Source organism: Pseudomonas sp. FP818, assembly GCF_030687335.1.
Classification (GTDB): Bacteria; Pseudomonadota; Gammaproteobacteria; order Pseudomonadales; family Pseudomonadaceae; genus Aquipseudomonas; species Aquipseudomonas shahriarae.
This window is the reverse complement of the sequence record NZ_CP117427.1, coordinates 3,563,676-3,580,233: the sequence shown is the minus strand read 5'-3', so window position 1 is coordinate 3,580,233 and position 16,558 is coordinate 3,563,676. Positions and strand designations below refer to the sequence as shown.

14 protein-coding genes, 4 tRNA genes and 1 pseudogene are annotated in these 16,558 nt (G+C 60.2%); 10 read left to right on the top strand and 9 right to left on the bottom strand.

Features of this window, described 5'->3' with window-relative positions:
- Positions 1 to 3: 3 nt before the first annotated feature.
- Together copD and copC are read right to left on the bottom strand one after the other, a co-directional pair.
- Entirely contained in the window at positions 4 to 852 is an 849-nt protein-coding gene (gene copD / locus PSH80_RS15930; protein WP_169990357.1) for a copper homeostasis membrane protein CopD, read from the bottom strand.
- Between the two features lie 3 nt (positions 853 to 855).
- Positions 856 to 1,221: a copper homeostasis periplasmic binding protein CopC gene (copC, locus tag PSH80_RS15925; protein WP_169990356.1), complete on the bottom strand. Its 366-nt coding sequence runs from the start codon at positions 1,219 to 1,221 to the stop codon at positions 856 to 858.
- Positions 1,222 to 1,336: 115 nt separating this feature from the next.
- On the opposite strand from copC, the gene PSH80_RS15920 reads away from it, so the two are divergent.
- Entirely contained in the window at positions 1,337 to 1,957 is a 621-nt protein-coding gene (locus PSH80_RS15920; protein WP_029298440.1) for a TetR/AcrR family transcriptional regulator, read from the top strand.
- Between the two features lie 112 nt (positions 1,958 to 2,069).
- Here PSH80_RS15920 and preA read toward each other — a convergent pair whose 3' ends face one another.
- The 3 genes from preA to hydA all read right to left on the bottom strand — a co-directional run bounded on the left by preA (position 2,070) and on the right by hydA (position 6,297).
- Entirely contained in the window at positions 2,070 to 3,344 is a 1,275-nt protein-coding gene (gene preA, locus PSH80_RS15915) for an NAD-dependent dihydropyrimidine dehydrogenase subunit PreA (RefSeq protein ID WP_057441482.1), read from the bottom strand.
- On the bottom strand, positions 3,345 to 4,712 hold the full coding sequence (locus PSH80_RS15910) for an NAD(P)-dependent oxidoreductase (RefSeq protein WP_305417452.1): 1,368 nt from the start codon (positions 4,710 to 4,712) through the stop codon (positions 3,345 to 3,347).
- A 145-nt stretch (positions 4,713 to 4,857) separates the two neighbouring features.
- Complete coding sequence (gene hydA, locus PSH80_RS15905) at positions 4,858 to 6,297, bottom strand: dihydropyrimidinase (protein WP_057441486.1); 1,440 nt, start codon at positions 6,295 to 6,297, stop codon at positions 4,858 to 4,860.
- 600 nt (positions 6,298 to 6,897) lie between these two features.
- Between hydA and PSH80_RS15900 the strand changes: the two genes are divergently transcribed.
- Both PSH80_RS15900 and PSH80_RS15895 read left to right on the top strand, forming a co-directional pair.
- Positions 6,898 to 8,385 (top strand): NCS1 family nucleobase:cation symporter-1, encoded by a 1,488-nt coding sequence (locus tag PSH80_RS15900; RefSeq protein WP_057441488.1) that lies wholly within the window; start codon positions 6,898 to 6,900, stop codon positions 8,383 to 8,385.
- Positions 8,386 to 8,512: 127 nt separating this feature from the next.
- Positions 8,513 to 9,792, top strand: a pseudogene (locus PSH80_RS15895) (Zn-dependent hydrolase).
- 39 nt (positions 9,793 to 9,831) lie between these two features.
- Here PSH80_RS15895 and PSH80_RS15890 read toward each other — a convergent pair.
- Positions 9,832 to 9,993, bottom strand: coding sequence for a hypothetical protein (locus PSH80_RS15890; RefSeq protein WP_164844848.1), 162 nt, complete (start codon positions 9,991 to 9,993; stop codon positions 9,832 to 9,834).
- Between the two features lie 211 nt (positions 9,994 to 10,204).
- Here PSH80_RS15890 and PSH80_RS15885 point away from each other — a divergent pair, with 211 nt between their 5' ends.
- The gene (locus PSH80_RS15885; RefSeq protein WP_057441587.1) at positions 10,205 to 10,891 is read left to right on the top strand and encodes a peptidase C39 family protein; all 687 of its coding nucleotides are present in this window, start codon (positions 10,205 to 10,207) and stop codon (positions 10,889 to 10,891) included.
- A 48-nt stretch (positions 10,892 to 10,939) separates the two neighbouring features.
- Here PSH80_RS15885 and pbpG read toward each other — a convergent pair whose 3' ends face one another.
- The 3 genes from pbpG to folD all read right to left on the bottom strand — a co-directional run bounded on the left by pbpG (position 10,940) and on the right by folD (position 13,313).
- Positions 10,940 to 11,863: a D-alanyl-D-alanine endopeptidase gene (gene pbpG / locus PSH80_RS15880; RefSeq protein WP_057441495.1), complete on the bottom strand. Its 924-nt coding sequence runs from the start codon at positions 11,861 to 11,863 to the stop codon at positions 10,940 to 10,942.
- Positions 11,864 to 12,109: 246 nt separating this feature from the next.
- Positions 12,110 to 12,430 carry a hypothetical protein gene (locus PSH80_RS15875; protein WP_282405598.1) on the bottom strand — a complete coding sequence of 107 codons (321 nt, stop codon included), beginning with the start codon at positions 12,428 to 12,430 and terminating at the stop codon, positions 12,110 to 12,112.
- 28 nt (positions 12,431 to 12,458) lie between these two features.
- Complete coding sequence (gene folD, locus PSH80_RS15870; RefSeq protein ID WP_282405599.1) at positions 12,459 to 13,313, bottom strand: bifunctional methylenetetrahydrofolate dehydrogenase/methenyltetrahydrofolate cyclohydrolase FolD; 855 nt, start codon at positions 13,311 to 13,313, stop codon at positions 12,459 to 12,461.
- Between the two features lie 280 nt (positions 13,314 to 13,593).
- Here folD and PSH80_RS15865 point away from each other — a divergent pair.
- From PSH80_RS15865 to clpP, 6 genes are all read left to right on the top strand, one after another.
- Positions 13,594 to 13,670 (top strand) — tRNA-Arg (locus tag PSH80_RS15865).
- Between the two features lie 32 nt (positions 13,671 to 13,702).
- Positions 13,703 to 13,778 (top strand) — tRNA-His (locus PSH80_RS15860).
- 58 nt (positions 13,779 to 13,836) lie between these two features.
- Positions 13,837 to 13,921: transfer RNA gene (locus tag PSH80_RS15855), tRNA-Leu, on the top strand.
- A gap of 77 nt (positions 13,922 to 13,998) precedes the next feature.
- Positions 13,999 to 14,074 (top strand) — tRNA-His (locus tag PSH80_RS15850).
- 402 nt (positions 14,075 to 14,476) lie between these two features.
- Complete coding sequence (tig, locus tag PSH80_RS15845) at positions 14,477 to 15,787, top strand: trigger factor (protein ID WP_057441496.1); 1,311 nt, start codon at positions 14,477 to 14,479, stop codon at positions 15,785 to 15,787.
- Positions 15,788 to 15,879: 92 nt separating this feature from the next.
- Entirely contained in the window at positions 15,880 to 16,515 is a 636-nt protein-coding gene (gene clpP / locus PSH80_RS15840; protein WP_029298421.1) for an ATP-dependent Clp endopeptidase proteolytic subunit ClpP, read from the top strand.
- Positions 16,516 to 16,558 lie beyond the last annotated feature (43 nt).

The window sequence follows — 16,558 nt, the reverse complement described above, 5'->3', positions numbered from 1 at the left end:
CTCCTACAGCATCGGTGGCAGGGTGCCCAATAGGGAAACGGCCGCCACCGCCGCCGCGCCCAACAGCCATTCCAGCAACACGCTGGCCTGCAATTGGCCACGTCGCTGCTGGCAATCCTGGGTCCGTAGCCGGTTCAGCACTGCCAGGCCGAGCATGCCCGCCACCAGCAGCGCCTTGATCAACAGGATCAAGGCAAACCCGCTGAACAGCGGGGTAGGCCAGAATTGCCCGGTGAGCACGCGGATATTGATCAGCCCGGTGACCAGCAAACCCGCCACCAGCCCGTAACCGACGCCACTGAAGCGCTGCAGAATCTCTTCCAGGGGCGTGTGCTGCGTTTGGCGCAGGAGCAGGACCAACAACAGCAACCCACCGAGCCACGCACCGACGCAGAGCAGGTGCACCGCCTGGTTGAGGATCAGCAATTGGCCGCTAAGGCCACTGAGCATGGCGCCATGGCCCACGGGGGCCAGGGTTGCCAGGAGCAGCGTCGTCAGGGGCAGGCGCGCGCGGTTGCAACGTGTCAGCAGGCTCAGCACCAACAGGCCATTCAACAGCAGGTGCACGCTCCAGACCTGGCCGAAAAAAGTCTTGCCCAGCACCAATTGCACCGTTGCAAGGTCCAGCGCCAGCAAGTCGCTGCCGGCCATGCTGGCACTGATCAACAGCAGCCACGCCACGCCGCTGCCCAGGGCCAGCCAGGCCAGTGGCCCGGTGAGGCGCGCCAGTTGCCGGTCCACTGCCGGCTGGGGCTTGGTGCCCAGGAGCAAGGGCCGGAACACACTGGCCCCGAACATCAGCAGCACCGCCATAAAGTGCAGGAAACGGCACAGCACCAGCAGGGTTGCCATGGGTTATTGGCCGACCTTGAAGCTGTAGCTGCCTGCGCTCTTGTGGGTATCGACCGAGATGGCGTGCCACTCGACCTTGTAGGTGCCGGCAGCCAACGGGGCGGCCGGGGTCACCACCAGGGTTTTCTTGTCTTTGTCCGGGGTTTCCAGGCCCTTGACCGCCACTTCGGTGCCGTCCCTGCTCAGGGACACCTTGGTGAACGTGGCTTCGACGCCTTCGGAAAACACCAGGCGCAGGTCGGCGGGGGCCGTGACGGTGCTGTCGGCCGCCGGCGTGGTGCTTTTCAGGTGGGCGTGGGCCAAGGCCGCCTGGGCGCCCAGCAGAGAGGTCAGCAAGGCAACCGTCATCAACGTGTTCTTGATCAACATCGTGCACTACCTATCAAGGGGAGGAGCGGGCAGTGTACGAAGTTTCCACTCAGGCTGTCGCCCCGATCTAGAGCGGATGGTAGTCTTCCAGGCATGTCGTTGTCAGGGAGCCCCTATGGGCAATCACAAGATCGGTATCCGTCGGGTCAACGTCGAAAAGATTCTGCTGGCCGCTGAAAAGGTCTTCGCCGAAAAAGGCTATGGCAGCACCGCCATGGCCGACATTGCCGAACAGGCGCAACTGCCGCGTTCCAACCTGCATTACTACTTCAGCACCAAGAGCGAGTTGTACAGCGCAGTGTTGTTCGACCTGCTGGAAGTGTGGAAGCAGGATGCGCTGTGCTTCGAAATGTTCGATGACCCACGGGTGGTGCTCAGCAGCTACATCCGGGCGAAGATGCAGCACTCGCGCAGCCGCCCCTATGGTTCGAAAGTCTGGGCCAATGAAATCATCCACGGCGCGCCGACCCTCGGCGAAGCGCTGGATGCGAGCCTCTACGATTGGGCCAAGATGAAGGAAGCGAAGATCCGCCAATGGGTGGAAGACAAGCGCATCCTCGCGGTGGAGCCGTCGAGCCTGCTGTATATGATCTGGGCCTCGACCCAGCACTATGCCGACTTCGATCACCAGGTGATGATCCTCAACGACCATCAGGCGCTGTCGGATATGCAGTTCGAACGGGCGGTGCAGACGGTGACCAGTGTGATTTTGCGGGGGATTGGCTTGGAGCCCTGAGCTTTGGGGAGAGGTTGAGGGCCTCATCGCAGGCAAGCCAGCTCCCACATTGGATTGGATTTACACCATTGAAATGTGGAAGCTGGCTTGCCTGCGATAGCGATTTAAACGGTTACACCGCCTCCCGATAGGGGTTCCTCGGATCCTGGGTCCAGTTGAGAAACGGCTTGCCAGTGTCCATCGGCACCATCTCGATGCAATCCGCCACCGGGCAGGTGATCTGGCACAGGTTGCAGCCCACGCATTCGTCGTCGATCACTTGGTACACGTGGGTGCCATCGGCCTGCTTGAGGCTGGCAATCGCCTGGTGCGAGGTGTCTTCACAGGCAATATGGCAACGCCCGCAGCCGATGCACGCGGCCTGGTCAATCTTGGCGATGACCTGGTAGTTGATGTCCAGGTACTTCCAGTCCGTGGTGTTGCCCACCGCGCGCCCGGAAAAATCCTGCAGGCTGCTGTAGCCCTGGCTGTCCATCCACCGCGACAAGCCATCTTTCATCTCGTCGACAATCCGAAAACCATGCAGCATCGCCGCCGTGCACACCTGCACTGCACCGCAGCCCAGGGCGACGAATTCTGCGGCATCGCGCCAGTTGCCGATGCCGCCGATCCCACAGATCGGTAGGCCCTGGGTCTGGGGATCACGGGCAATTTCGGCGACCATGTTCAAGGCAATCGGCTTCACCGCCGAGCCGCAGTAGCCGCCGTGGGTACTTTGGGTACCGACGATCGGCAGGGCGACCATGCGTTCCAGGTCGACGCTGGTGATGGAGTTGATGGTATTGATCAGCGACACCGCATCGGCGCCCCCGCGATACGCGGCACGGGCGGCCACGCGAATATCGGTGATGTTGGGCGTGAGCTTGACGATCACCGGCAGCGAACAGTAGGTCTTGCACCAGCGTGTCACCTGTTCCACGTACTCCGGCACCTGGCCCACGGCCGCACCCATGCCCCGTTCCGGCATGCCGTGGGGGCAGCCGAAGTTCAGTTCGATGCCATCGCAACCGGTGGCTTCCACCAGGGGCAGAATGTTTTTCCATGACTCTTCGACGCACGGCACCATCAACGACACAATCAGTGCGCGGTCCGGCCAGTCCTTTTTCACCTGGGTGATTTCCCGTAGGTTGATCTCCAGGGAACGGTCGGTAATCAGCTCGATATTGTTGATACCCAGCACTTCGCGGTTGGCGCCAAAGTGCGCCGAATAACGGGACGAGACGTTGACGGCCGCCGGGTCCTCACCCAGGGTTTTCCAGACCACGCCACCCCAGCCGGCCTCGAAGGCGCGGACCACGTTGTAGGCTTTGTCGGTGGGTGGCGCAGAGGCCAGCCAGAACGGGTTGGGGGCTTTGATACCGGCGAAGACAATCGAGAGATCGGCCATTTACGCAGCCTCCACGTTGAGCATGAGTTGAGCGTGCATGGCCTCGGCGGCCAGCTTGCCGTGTTGCACGGCCTGGACGGTGAGGTCTTGCCCGAGGCTGACGCAATCGCCGCCGGCATACACGCCGGGGATGCTGGTTTGCAGCTGCGCATCGACAAAGATCCGTTCACCCTGGCGTTGCAGTTGCTGGGCCAGGGGATCGTGCAGGGCCTGCTCGTCGAAGCCTTGGCCGATGGCCTTGAAGATCGCATCGGCCGCCAGCTCGAAGGTTTCGCCGGTGGTGTGCAGCCGGCCGTTTTCCAGGCGCGTGCGGGCAAAGCGCATACCGCGTACCTGGCCGTGGTCGTCCAGCAGCACGGTGTCGGGTTGGGCCCAGGTCAGCAGGCGGACCTGGTTGGCCTTGGCGATCTCCTGTTCATGGTCGGTGGCGCCCATGTCGGCAAGGCCACGGCGATATACCAGGTTGACGTCCCGCGCGCCCAGGCGAGCCATTTGTACGGCCATGTCGATGGCGGTATTGCCGGCACCGAGCACGATGCAGCGGTCGGCCAGGGGCAGTTGGCTGAGGTCGTCGGCCTGGCGCAGCTCACGGATGTAGTCGGTGGCGGCGAGCAGGCCGGGGGCGTCTTCGTGGGGCAGGCCCAGGTGTTTGCTGGCGGCCAGGCCCAGGCCGAGGAATACCGCGTCGAATTGCTGGTGCAGGTCGCTCAGGTTCAGGTTGTCGCCCAGGCGCTGGCCGTGGCGGATTTCGATGCCGCCGATCTGCAAGAGAAAATCCAGCTCCTGCTGGGCGAAGTCATCCACCAGTTTGTACTTGGCGATTCCGTATTCATTGAGGCCGCCGGCCTTTTCCCGGGCTTCGAAAATCACCACGTCATGCCCATGCAAGGCACTGCGATGGGCACAGGACAGCCCCGCAGGCCCGGCACCGACCACCGCGATGCGCTTGCCGGTAGGGGCGGCGCGCTGGAACGGGTGTTGCTCAAAGTGCGCGTTGTCGATGGCATAGCGTTGCAACAGGCCGATCAGCACCGGGGCGCATTCGTCGCTGTGGTTGCGCACACAGGCCTGCTGGCAGAGGATTTCTGTCGGGCAGACCCGGGCGCAACTGCCGCCGAGGATATTGGCCGAGAGAATCTTCTGCGCCGCGCCCTGGACGTTGTCGGTGTGGATATTGCGAATGAACGAGGGGATGTCGATCTCGCTGGGGCACGCGTTGACGCACGGCGCGTCGTAGCAATACAGGCAGCGCGAGGCTTCCAGGTGGGCCTGGCGGGCATTGAGGGGCGGTGCCAGGTCGGTGAAATGGCTGGCGAGGGTCGCCCCATCTTCGTTGGGGTGGGGGAGGTGGTTCAGGGTCTGGATCACGGTAAGGGCCTCACGGTTTTTTTGCCTCTGGCGGGCATTGGTTTTTTGTTGTTTGCACTGGCCTCATCGCGGGCAAGCCTGCTCCCACATTTGATCGGGTTCACCTATCAACGGGGGGCAGCTGGCTTGCCTGCGAGTGGCGATTTCAGCGGTTTATCGCGACTGGCCTGGAATGCTCGGCCCGCTTGCGCAGCTGCTCGAACACCGCCGGATACGCCGGCCGTTCGACATAGCGCCCGGCACCACGCTCGGCGCGCAGGTCGCCATCGACCCACACCAGCTTGCCCTGGCTGATGGTGTGGCTGGGTACGCCACGTACGGTCTTGCCTTCGAAGATATTGAAGTCCACCCGCTGGTGGTGGGTCTTGGCCGAGATGGTCCGTGTGCCCTGGGGATCCCACAGCACCAGGTCGGCATCGGCACCGACGCGGATCGCCCCCTTGCGTGGGTAGAGGTTGAAGATTTTTGCGGTGTTGGTGGAGGTCAATGCGACAAACTCCTGCATCGACAGGCGCCCGCTGTTGACGCCTTCGTCCCACAGCAACGCCATGCGGTCTTCGATGCCGGCGGTGCCGTTGGGGATCTTGCTGAAGTCGTCACGCCCGGCGGCCTTTTGGTCGGCGCAGAAGCAGCAGTGGTCGGTCGCGGTGGTGTGCAGGTTGCCCGATTGCAGGCCGCGCCACAGTGCGTCTTGATGCCCGCGGGGGCGGAAGGGCGGGCTCATCACGTAGCCCGCTGCGGTTTGCCAGTCGGGATGCTGGTACACGCTGTCGTCCAGCAGCAGGTGCCCGGCCAGGACCTCGCCGTAGACCGCCTGGCCCTTGGCGCGGGCGTAGGTGATTTCGTCGAGGGCTTCCTGGGTCGAAACATGCACCAGGTACAGCGGCGTGCCGATGGTTTCGGCAATCCGGATCGCCCGGCTGGCCGCTTCGCCTTCCACTTGTGAAGGGCGCGACAGCGGATGGGCTTCGGGCCCGGTGATGCCCTGGGCCATCAGCTTGCGTTGCAGGTGATACACCAGCTCGCCGTTCTCTGCATGCACGGTGGGCACTGCGCCCAGTTCCAGGCAGCGTTCGAAGCTGGCGACCAGGGTGTCGTCGGCGGCCATGATCGCGTTCTTGTAGGCCATGAAGTGCTTGAAGCTGTTGATGCCGTGGTGGCTTACCAGCTCGGCCATTTCCTCGCGCACCTGTTCGCTCCACCAGGTAATCGCGACATGAAACCCGTAGTCGGCCGCCGACTTCTCGGCCCAGCCGCGCCACTGATGGAAGGCCTCCAGCAACGACTGCTGCGGGTTGGGAATCACGAAGTCGATGATCGACGTGGTCCCGCCCGCCAGGCCTGCTGCCGTACCGCTGAAGAAGTCCTCGCTGGCCACGGTGCCCATGAAGGGCAGTTGCATGTGGGTATGGGGGTCGATACCGCCGGGCATCAGGTATTGGCCGCTGCCATCGAGTATCTCGGTGCCGGCGGGCACCTCCAGATCAGTGCCAATAGCGCGGATTAGACCGTCTGCGCACAAGACATCGGCTGGATAACTTTCATCATGGGTAACAACGGTGGCGCCGCGGATCAACAGAGACATGCCGAGTTCCTCAGGGGCTTGACCGGCTTATGCCAGTTCTAAGTGTTGTAGTTCTGCTCACCGTACAGAATCTATTCTTGTCATCGGTGACAGGAATAGAAACTAGCCCGAGTTTTTCGAATGATCAAGATTATTTTTTATAAGTATATATTAGTAATAACTAGTTGATTTATAAGGATAAAAACTGAAAATCACCAAAATGTAGCGACCTCTCACCATTTTGACGCACTTGACAGGTTCCCAATATGAGCAACATTTCCTATTGCAAATCAGACGCTTGAGAGTTGCCTCTTGACGGCAGGCAGTAATAAAAATAATTGTGTTGCACCAGATTGAGTCCTGATTGTTCGGACAACTTCTGCGTTATTTGGCCTGAGTAACGTTGAAAGTGCCGTGGGACTTTTCGGTAAACAAAATAAAGCTGATAAACATCAGCCAGTTATATAAGCGGTACGGATGCGGTGACGATGTGCGGCACGGTAATTGAGTGCGCTGCCGGTTGGCCGGGTCCGTGATGTCATGTTGTCCATGCGGGACTGCGGCCATCCAGCGTTGAACGCCGGATGAGCAACAATAATTCAAAAAAACCGTGGAGCGGCCATGCAACAGAACAGATCGCAAGTCATAGAACGCGACGGCCTGTATGAACTCGACGCCGGCAGCGACGTCCTCGACAGCCCCCGTTACAACCACGATATGGCACCGACCAAGGTGCACGAACGAACCTGGAACAAGTGGCACATCACCGCGCTGTGGGTCGGCATGTCGATCTGTGTGCCGACCTATACCCTCGGCGGGGTGCTTACCGCGTACTTCGGCTTGTCGGTGGGCGAGGCGCTGGTGGCGATCCTGCTGGCCAATATCGTGGTGCTGGTGCCCCTGACGCTGAATGCCTTTCCGGGCACCAAGTACGGCATTCCGTTCCCGGTGCTGCTGCGTTCATCCTTCGGCATCCTTGGTTCCAATGTGCCGTGTCTGATCCGAGCGCTGGTGGCCTGCGGCTGGTTCGGTATCCAGACGATGTTCGGCGGGCTGGCGATTCACTTGTTCCTCGGCTCGATCTTCGAGGGCTGGAAGAGCCTGGGCGGCACCGGTGAGGTGATCGGCTTCATGATCTTCTGGGTGCTGAACCTGTGGGTGGTGCTGCGCGGTGCCGAGTCGATCAAATGGCTGGAAACCCTGTCGGCACCGCTGCTGGTGGCCGTGGGTATCGGCCTGCTGGTGTGGGCGTTGCCCAATGTGTCGCTCAGCGAGTTGATGGCGATCCCGCCCAAGCGGCCCGAAGGGGCGAGCCTGACGGGGTACTTTATGGCCGGGCTGACCGCGATGGTCGGGTTCTGGGCCACCTTGTCCCTGAATATTCCTGACTTCAGCCGTTATGCCAAAAGCCAGAAGGACCAGATCCTGGGGCAGATTTTCGGCCTGCCGCTGACCATGTTCCTGTTCGCCGCCCTGGGTGTGATCATGACCGCCGCCTCGGTGAAACTGGTGGGGGTCAGCGTCTCCGACCCGGTGACCCTGATCGGGCACATCCAGAGCCCGGTGTGGGTCGCGGTGGCGATGGCGCTGATCATCATTGCCACGCTGTCGACCAACACGGCGGCCAATATTGTCTCGCCCACCAACGACTTCCAGAACATCGCGCCCAAGCTGATCAACCGCACCACCGCCGTGATACTCACCGGCCTGGTGGGGCTGGCGTTGATGGCCCACGAACTGCTGAAAAAGCTCGGCCTGATCGTGTCCGATGTCAGCCTGGAAACCGTGTATTCCAATTGGTTGCTGGGTTATTCGAGCCTGTTGGGGCCGATTGCCGGGATCATGGTGGTGGACTATTTCCTGATCCGTCGCCAGCAACTTGACCTGGCGGGGCTGTACCGCGATGACGTGTACCCGGCCTGGAACGTGGCGGGTTTTATCGCTTTCGGTGTGCCGGTGGTGCTGACCTTGCTGTCGTTGGGCAGCGATGCCTTCAGCTGGTTCTACAGCTACGGCTGGTTTACCGGATCGGCATTGGGCGGGGTGTTGTATTACGGGCTGTGCAGCAAGCGCAAAACCAGCCCTATCGCCGCTAAATTCCCGTCGTAAATGCGGTCAATGTGGGAGCTGGCTTGCCTGCGATAGCGGTGGTAACTGACCCGCCGCCATCCCAGGCAAGCCAGCCCCCACGGATATCGCGCCGACTCAAACAATAATATTGCCTGAGGAGATCCCCATGAACGCTGCCATCGACGTTCTGCAATCCACCCATCAGCACATCAACCGCGACCGCCTGTGGCAGTCGTTGATGGACCTCGCCAAGCTTGGCGCTACCCCCAAAGGCGGTGTGTGTCGCCTGGCCCTGACCGACCTTGATCGTCAGGCCCGGGATCTGTTTGTGCAGTGGTGCGAGGAGGCGGGGTGCACTGTGACCGTCGATGGGGTGGGCAATATTTTCGCCCGTCGTCCGGGGCGCAACCCGGCGCTGGCGCCGGTGATGACCGGCAGCCATATCGACACCCAACCCACTGGCGGCAAGTTCGATGGTTGCTTCGGTGTACTGGCGGGTGTGGAGGTGTTGCGCACGCTCAATGACCTGAAGATCGAAACCGAGGCGCCGCTGGAGGTGGTGGTGTGGACCAACGAAGAAGGCTCGCGCTTCCCACCGTGCATGATGGGCTCCGGGGTGTTCGCCGAGAAATTCACCCTGGCAGACACCCTGGCCAAGACCGACGCCGAGGGCGTCACGGTGGGCGATGCACTGAATGCGATTGGCTATGCGGGCACCCGGCCGGTCAGCGGGCATAAGGTGGGGGCCTATTTCGAAGCCCATATCGAACAGGGGCCGATCCTGGAAGACGAACGCAAAACCATCCGTGGTGCTGGGGGCGCTTGGCCAGAAATGGTTCGACCTGACCCTGCGCGGCGTTGAGGCTCATGCCGGGCCGACGCCGATGCATCTGCGCAAGGACGCTCTGGTCGGCGCTTCGGCAGTGGTGGCTGCGGTCAACGCCGCAGCCCTCGGCCATCAGCCCCCATGCCTGTGGCACCGTGGGTTGCCTGCAAGCCTACCCGGGCTCGCGCAATGTGATCCCCGGCGAAGTGCGCATGACCCTCGACTTCCGCCACCTGGAACCGGCGAGCCTGGATTCGATGATTGCCCAGGTGCGCCAGGTGATCGACGACACCTGCGCCAAGCACGGCCTGACCTTCGAAATGGTGCCCACCGCCGATTTCCCACCGCTGTATTTCGATGAGGGCTGTGTCGATGCAGTGCGTGAGGCGGCCAATGGCCTGGGGTTGTCGAACATGGATATCGTCAGTGGCGCCGGGCACGACGCGATCTTCGTCGCTGAACTGGGGCCGGCGGGGATGATATTTGTGCCCTGTGAAGGCGGGATCAGCCATAACGAGATCGAAAATGCGGCACCGGATGACCTGGCGGCGGGGTGCGCGGTGTTACTGCGGGCGATGCTGGCAGCGTCAGTTGCGGTCGCTCGCAAACAGCTGGCCTAGATCTGTAGGGGCCGGCTGCCTGCCGGCTCCTGGCTGGGCTCAGGCGTGATGCGCGACTGGCTTGTGGCTCTTGGCGTGTGCAGCGGGTTTGGGTTGTGGATGATGGTGCCGGCGGGTCACGCGCAAGACCCCCCACAACATGGCGCCGGCGACGGCCAGCCAGCCAAGCACCAGCATGAAAATCGTGGTTGTCAGGCTCATAAGTGCCTCCTTTTGCCCTGTGCAGGGCACTCACTGTCTTTGCAATGGACAGTCTAGCTGCCTCCCGGTGCGTGCTATTGACCAATGGTCGTGTACATCCAACTTGTTTGCTCTATGCCGGGCTTTTTACTGTGGCCCAAGGCTATACCCGCGTCCCCGGGCGCCCTATGATCAACGCCCCAGCCCGCTGATGATCAAGAGAGTGAAGAAGTTGCGTTTACGGTCGAACCTCAAAACATCCTTGTTGGTGGCTGCCTGCGTCCTCGGCTTGGCCGCGTGTGCGGGGCATCCCACTCCCTCGAACCTCCGCGGTTTGCCCGAGCGCGTAGAGCTCAACGGGGTGCCGGCGTTTCGCGGTGACACCTATCAGGGTGGTCCGGCCGCTTTGGCTAGCATGCTGTCGCAACAAGGCATTGTGATTACACCGGGCTTGCTGGATAAGCCATTGCACTTGCCGGGCGGGGAAGCCGACCTTGAGCGCAATATGCAGGTACTGGCGCGTGAGTACGGGATGCTGGTGTATCCGCTGGACCCCAAGCTGACCGCGCTGTTGGCGCAGGTAGCGGCGGGCTACCCGGTGATGGTGCGGATTACCGAGGGCTCGACGCTATGGGCCGAGCCGCGTTATGCGGTGCTGGTGGGGTTTAATCAGCAAAACAGTACGGTGGTGTTGCGAGTTGCCAGGGACCGGAGACGCCCAGTGGCGTTCAGCGACTTCGAGTCCGCCTGGAAAAGCGCCGGCCAGTGGGCGGTGCTGGTCCAGCGGCCAAGCCAGTTGCCGGCCAACCTGGATGCGGGTAGGTGGCAGCAGGCCGCCAACGCCACGGCCCAGGCCGGCCAGGAACAGGCGGCCGCCCAGGCACTCAAGGTGATGGCCGAAAGGCCGAAGCAGCCATAATGCAAACGGCGCCCTAGGGCGCCGTTTTTTGTGCCTGTCAACCGTGCCTCAGTGGGACTGGGCAACCCCGGTCTGGCGGGCCTTGAGGTTCTTGTCGGCCTTGTATTGCAGGGCCACGTCCGGCACCGAGCCGCTCTTGCCGGTTTCAATCCACTTGCGGATGCGGCTGGCATCGGCAAAGTGTGTGAACTTGCCGAAGGCATCGAGGATCACCAGCGACACCGGGCGATTGCCCATGCTGGTCACCAGCACCAGGCAGTGGCCGGCCTGGTTGGTGAAGCCGGTCTTGGTCAGCTTGATATCCCAGTTGGCACGGTTGACCAGGTGATCGGTGTTGGAAAAGCCCAGGGTGTAGTTGGGCTTGCGGAACGACACGGTTTTTTCCTTGGTGGTGCTCAATTGCGTGAGCATCGGGTACTTGCGCGCGGCCTGCACCAGCTTGCTCAAGTCGCGGGCGGTAGACACGTTATGGATCGACAGACCGGTCGGCTCGACATAGCGCGTGCTGTTCATGCCCAAGGCCTTGGCCTTGGCGTTCATCGCGGCAATAAACGCGGCATAGCCGCCCGGATAGTGATGGGCCAGGCTGGCGGCGGCGCGGTTTTCCGAGGACATCAGGGTAATCAGCAACATCTCCTTGCGCGGCATCTCGCTGTTGAGCTTGACCCGCGAGAACACCCCTTTCATTTCCGGGGTGTCGCTGATGTTGATGGAGATGTACTCGTCCATATTCTGCTTGGCGTCCAGCACCACCATGCCGGTCATCAATTTGGTGACGGAAGCAATCGGCACCACTACGTCGGGGTTGCTGGCGTAGATCACCTTGTTGGTTTGCAGGTCCACCAACATCGCGCTGCCCGAAGCGATGTGCAGTTGCGAGGTGTCCCGTGGGGCCAGGGTGGTTTCGCTGGCGTTGGCGACAGTGCCTGCGAATGCGAAGAACAGGCTGACAAGAGAAAGACGAATATTCACGCGGATGAACTCGCTAAAAGGTAGAAAAACACCGGGTGTGACCGGCTATATGAAAAATGACGTTACATATTATTAGTATGGATCAGAAACTGATAGAGAGCCTTTAAATAAAGGCTGTAAGCCGATGATTGGTTAGGGTTGTAGCGCAAAGCGCATTGGCGCGCAGATATGGCAAAAACGCTTCTGTCAGCCCTGGGCATGTAGGACTGATACAAAAGCCTCAGGGCCTTTGAGAGGGGCTTTTTGTCAGCGGTGCGTCGAGTAGGAGTCGTTGAAATCAGGGACGAAGATGAACGGTAAAACGATTCGTTGGGCCACCCATTTATTACTGTGCGTAGGGGTACTACGTTGTTGATCGGTGAAGCCGCAGATGCCACTGACCATCATAGGGTTATGGGGTTTGGGGATTGCACTGCTGATTGGCGTTGCTTTTAAGTGCGCAGGCATCACTTTCAGAAAGCCGCGGCGCACTGTTCTGTCGAGCGGGAATAAAAAAATCCGCTGCCAGACAGCTGGCAGCGGATTTTTCAGGAGGCCCGGCGTGACCTGTGAACAGCCTTGGGTCAAGACGGGGCTCTTTTGGCGCTGCAGGTGATCAGCTGTGCAGGGTTTCGGCCGCGTACAGCGTGTTTTCCAGCAGGCAGGCACGGGTCATCGGGCCAACACCACCCGGCACCGGGGTAATCCAGCCAGCACGGGGCAGGGCGGTTTCATACACCACGTCGCCCACCAGCTTGCCGTCGTCCTGACGGTTGATGCCCACGTCGATCACGATGGCGCCTTCCTTGATCCACTCACCCTTGACCAGGCCCGGCTTGCCGGCGGCGACTACCACCAGGTCGGCACGGCCGACATGGCCCGCCAGATCCTTGGTGAAGCGGTGGGTCACGGTCACGGTGCAGCCGGCCAGCAGCAGTTCCATGGCCATTGGGCGACCAACAATGTTGGACGCGCCGACGATCACGGCGTCCAGGCCGTACAGGTCGACGCCGGTGCTTTCCAGCAGGGTCATGATGCCCTTCGGCGTGCAGGGGCGCAGCAGTGGAATACGCTGGGCCAGGCGACCGACGTTATAGGGGTGGAAACCGTCGACGTCTTTGTCGGGGCGGATGCGCTCCAGCAGCAGGGAAGCATCCAGATGCTCCGGCAGCGGCAATTGCAGCAGGATGCCGTCGATGTCCGGATCGTCGTTGAGGCCGTCGATCAGGTCGGTGAGGGCCTGCTGTGTGGTGTCGGAAGGCAAGTCGTAGGCCTTGGAAATAAAGCCGACCTCTTCACAGTCTTTACGCTTGTGCGAGACATAAACCTGGGAGGCAGGATCGCTGCCGACCAGGATCACCGCGAGCCCCGGCGTGCGCAGGCCAAGCTGGCGACGCTCGGCGACACGTTTGGCGATCTGCTGGCGCAGGCTGGCGGCGATTGATTTGCCGTCGATAAGTTGTGCAGTCATTACGCGTGATTAACCATCGAGAGGGGGAGGAAAAGTGCGCGCATTCTCGCACGCCAGGACGTGAGGGCAAAGGCGCTTGGTCTGCAAATTCCCCTAACCCCTTAAATAAAATGAATTTTTTTCAAAAAAGATTTGACGGCCCCTGGGGGCGTCTATACTATTCGTCGCACTTGTCGGGCACAGCCTAGCACTGGTTAAGAAGGTCGAGCGCAATAGCTGTTTGATTGTGTGAGGCTGGAAGCATTTAGTTTGTAGTCCTCCAAGAGTACAGATTAATCAGGCGCCCGTAGCTCAGCTGGATAGAGCATCCGCCTTCTAAGCGGATGGTCGCAGGTTCGAGTCCTGCCGGGTGCGCCATTAGGCAGCTTTGGCACAAGTAGCGCAAGATGGTGGGCGTAGCTCAGTTGGTAGAGCACGGGATTGTGACTCCCGTTGTCGAGGGTTCGATCCCCTTCGTCCACCCCATATTTCAAAAGGCGCCAGATTTAACGGTCTGGCGCCTTTGTTTTAAAAGTTTCAAGCCGCGGATGTGGTGGAATTGGTAGACACACTGGATTTAGGTTCCAGCGCCGCGAGGCGTAAGAGTTCGAGTCTCTTCATCCGCACCAAATACAGCGTCACCCTTGCCATGGGCTAGGTTGGGGCTTAACAGAGAAGGCAATTGGCTTCTTTGTCACGCAATATGGTGGGCGTAGCTCAGTTGGTAGAGCACGGGATTGTGACTCCCGTTGTCGAGGGTTCGATCCCCTTCGTCCACCCCATATTCCGAAAGGCGCCAGATTTAACAGTCTGGCGCCTTTTTTGTTTTAGCGGTTTGCGTATTCGGCGGCTGCAGGTACTGGGTCGCAGGGGTAGGGCGCTTCGTCGTATTTTTGTTTCTCGATGATGCCGAACTACCCGTCGGCCTTGCGTGCAAGGCCGGCTGTCAGGGAGATGGTCGCTGGCTGCTTCTATATATAGAAGGGTTGGCACAGAGCCCTGGCGTGATTGGCTGTATTTGTCACTGGGGCGAGGAGCATTCGTGCATTCGTACCTGTAAATTGCCTGCTGTTTTTTTACCCGTTTTCAGTAGGGTGACTTCTTGAGTTTGACCCACTAGAATGCATGCCCTTGATTCTTGGGTCGGAAACGGCCGGCTAACGTCTGTGCAACGAGGAATATCCATGCAAGTTTCTGTTGAAAATACTACTGCTCTCGAGCGCCGCATGAGCATCACCGTGCCGGCAGAGCGCATCGAGACCGCGGTCAACAAGCGTCTGCAGCAGACTGCCCAGAAGGCCAAGATCGCTGGTTTCCGTCCAGGCAAAGTGCCGATGAGCGAAATCAAGCGCCGTTTTGGTGCTGATGCACGTCAAGATGCTGTCGGTGACGTGATCCAGGCTTCCTTCTACGAAGCGGTTGTCGAGCAAAAGCTGAACCCGGCTGGCTCGCCTTCCATCGAGCCTAAGTCCCTGGAAGCTGGCAAGGACCTGGAATACGTTGCTGTATTCGAAGTGTTCCCGGAGTTCACCGTTGCTGGCTTCGAAGGTATCGAAATCGAGCGCCTGAGCGCCGAAGTGGCCGATGCCGACCTGGACAACATGCTGGAAATCCTGCGCAAGCAGAACACCCGTTTTGAAGTGGCCGATCGCGCTGCCCAGAACGAAGACCAGTTGAACATCGACTTCGTGGGCAAGGTTGACGGCGAAGTGTTCGCTGGCGGCTCGGCCAAGGGCACCCAGTTGGTACTGGGCTCCAACCGCATGATCCCGGGTTTCGAAGACGGTCTGGTTGGCGCTAAAGCCGGCGAAGAGCGCGTTCTGAACCTGACTTTCCCTGCTGACTACCAGAACCTGGACCTGGCTGGCAAAGCCGCCGAGTTCACTGTGACCGTCAACAGTGTTTCCGAGCCTAAGCTGCCAGAACTGAACGAAGAGTTCTTCGCCCAGTTCGGTATCAAGGAAACCGGTATCGAAGGTTTCCGCGCCGAAGTTCGCAAGAACATGGAGCGTGAGCTGCGCCAGGCCATCAAGTCCAAGGTCAAGAACCAGGTTATGGACGGTCTGCTGGCCTCCAACCCGATCGAAGTGCCTAAGGCCCTGCTGTCCAACGAAGTGGATCGCCTGCGCGTACAAGCTGTTCAGCAGTTTGGTGGCAACATCAAGCCTGATCAACTGCCGGCCGAGCTGTTCGAAGAGCAAGCCAAGCGCCGCGTTGTGCTGGGTCTGATCGTGGCTGAAGTGGTCAAGCAGTTCGACCTCAAGCCAGACGAAGACCGCGTTCGCGAAATGATCCAGGAAATGGCTTCGGCCTACCAGGAGCCTGAGCAGGTCGTGGCTTGGTACTACAAGAATGACCAGCAGCTGAACGAAGTCCGTTCGGTTGTGCTGGAAGAACAAGTTGTGGATACTGTTCTGCAGAAGGCTAAGGTGACCGACAAAGCGGTCTCTTACGAAGAAGCAGTCAAGCCGGCAGAAGCAGCACAAGCCGACTGATTGTCCAACTCGTTTGAAAATACACCCATAAGCCAGCCTCGCGCTGGCTTATGCGTATTCAAGACATGACTATTTGGGAGTAACTGCAGAGCATGTTCCGTAATTCGTATATTCAGCAGAACTCTGATATCCAGGCCGCAGGCGGCCTGGTCCCGATGGTTGTCGAGCAATCTGCTCGTGGCGAACGCGCCTACGACATCTATTCGCGCCTGCTCAAGGAGCGAGTGATCTTTCTGGTTGGTCCGGTAGAGGACTACATGGCCAACCTGATCTGTGCGCAACTGCTGTTCCTTGAAGCGGAAAACCCGGACAAGGACATCCATCTTTACATCAACTCCCCAGGCGGTTCGGTGACAGCCGGCATGTCGATCTACGACACCATGCAGTTCATCAAGCCGAACGTGTCCACCACTTGCATTGGCCAGGCCTGCAGCATGGGTGCATTCCTGCTGACAGCCGGTGCTGAAGGCAAGCGTTTCTGCCTGCCTAACTCGCGTGTGATGATTCACCAGCCACTGGGCGGTTTCCAGGGCCAGGCGTCGGACATCGAAATCCACGCCAAGGAAATCCTGTTTATCCGTGAGCGCCTCAACACGCTGATGGCCAAGCACAGCGGGCACACCCTGGAAGAAATCGAGCGCGACACTAACCGCGACAACTTCATGAGTGCCGAAGCCGCACGTGAATACGGGCTGATCGACGCCGTGATCGACAAGCGCCCCGCTTAATATAAGCAGCTCAAAATAGGCCTGGTCGGCATGTCCGACCACC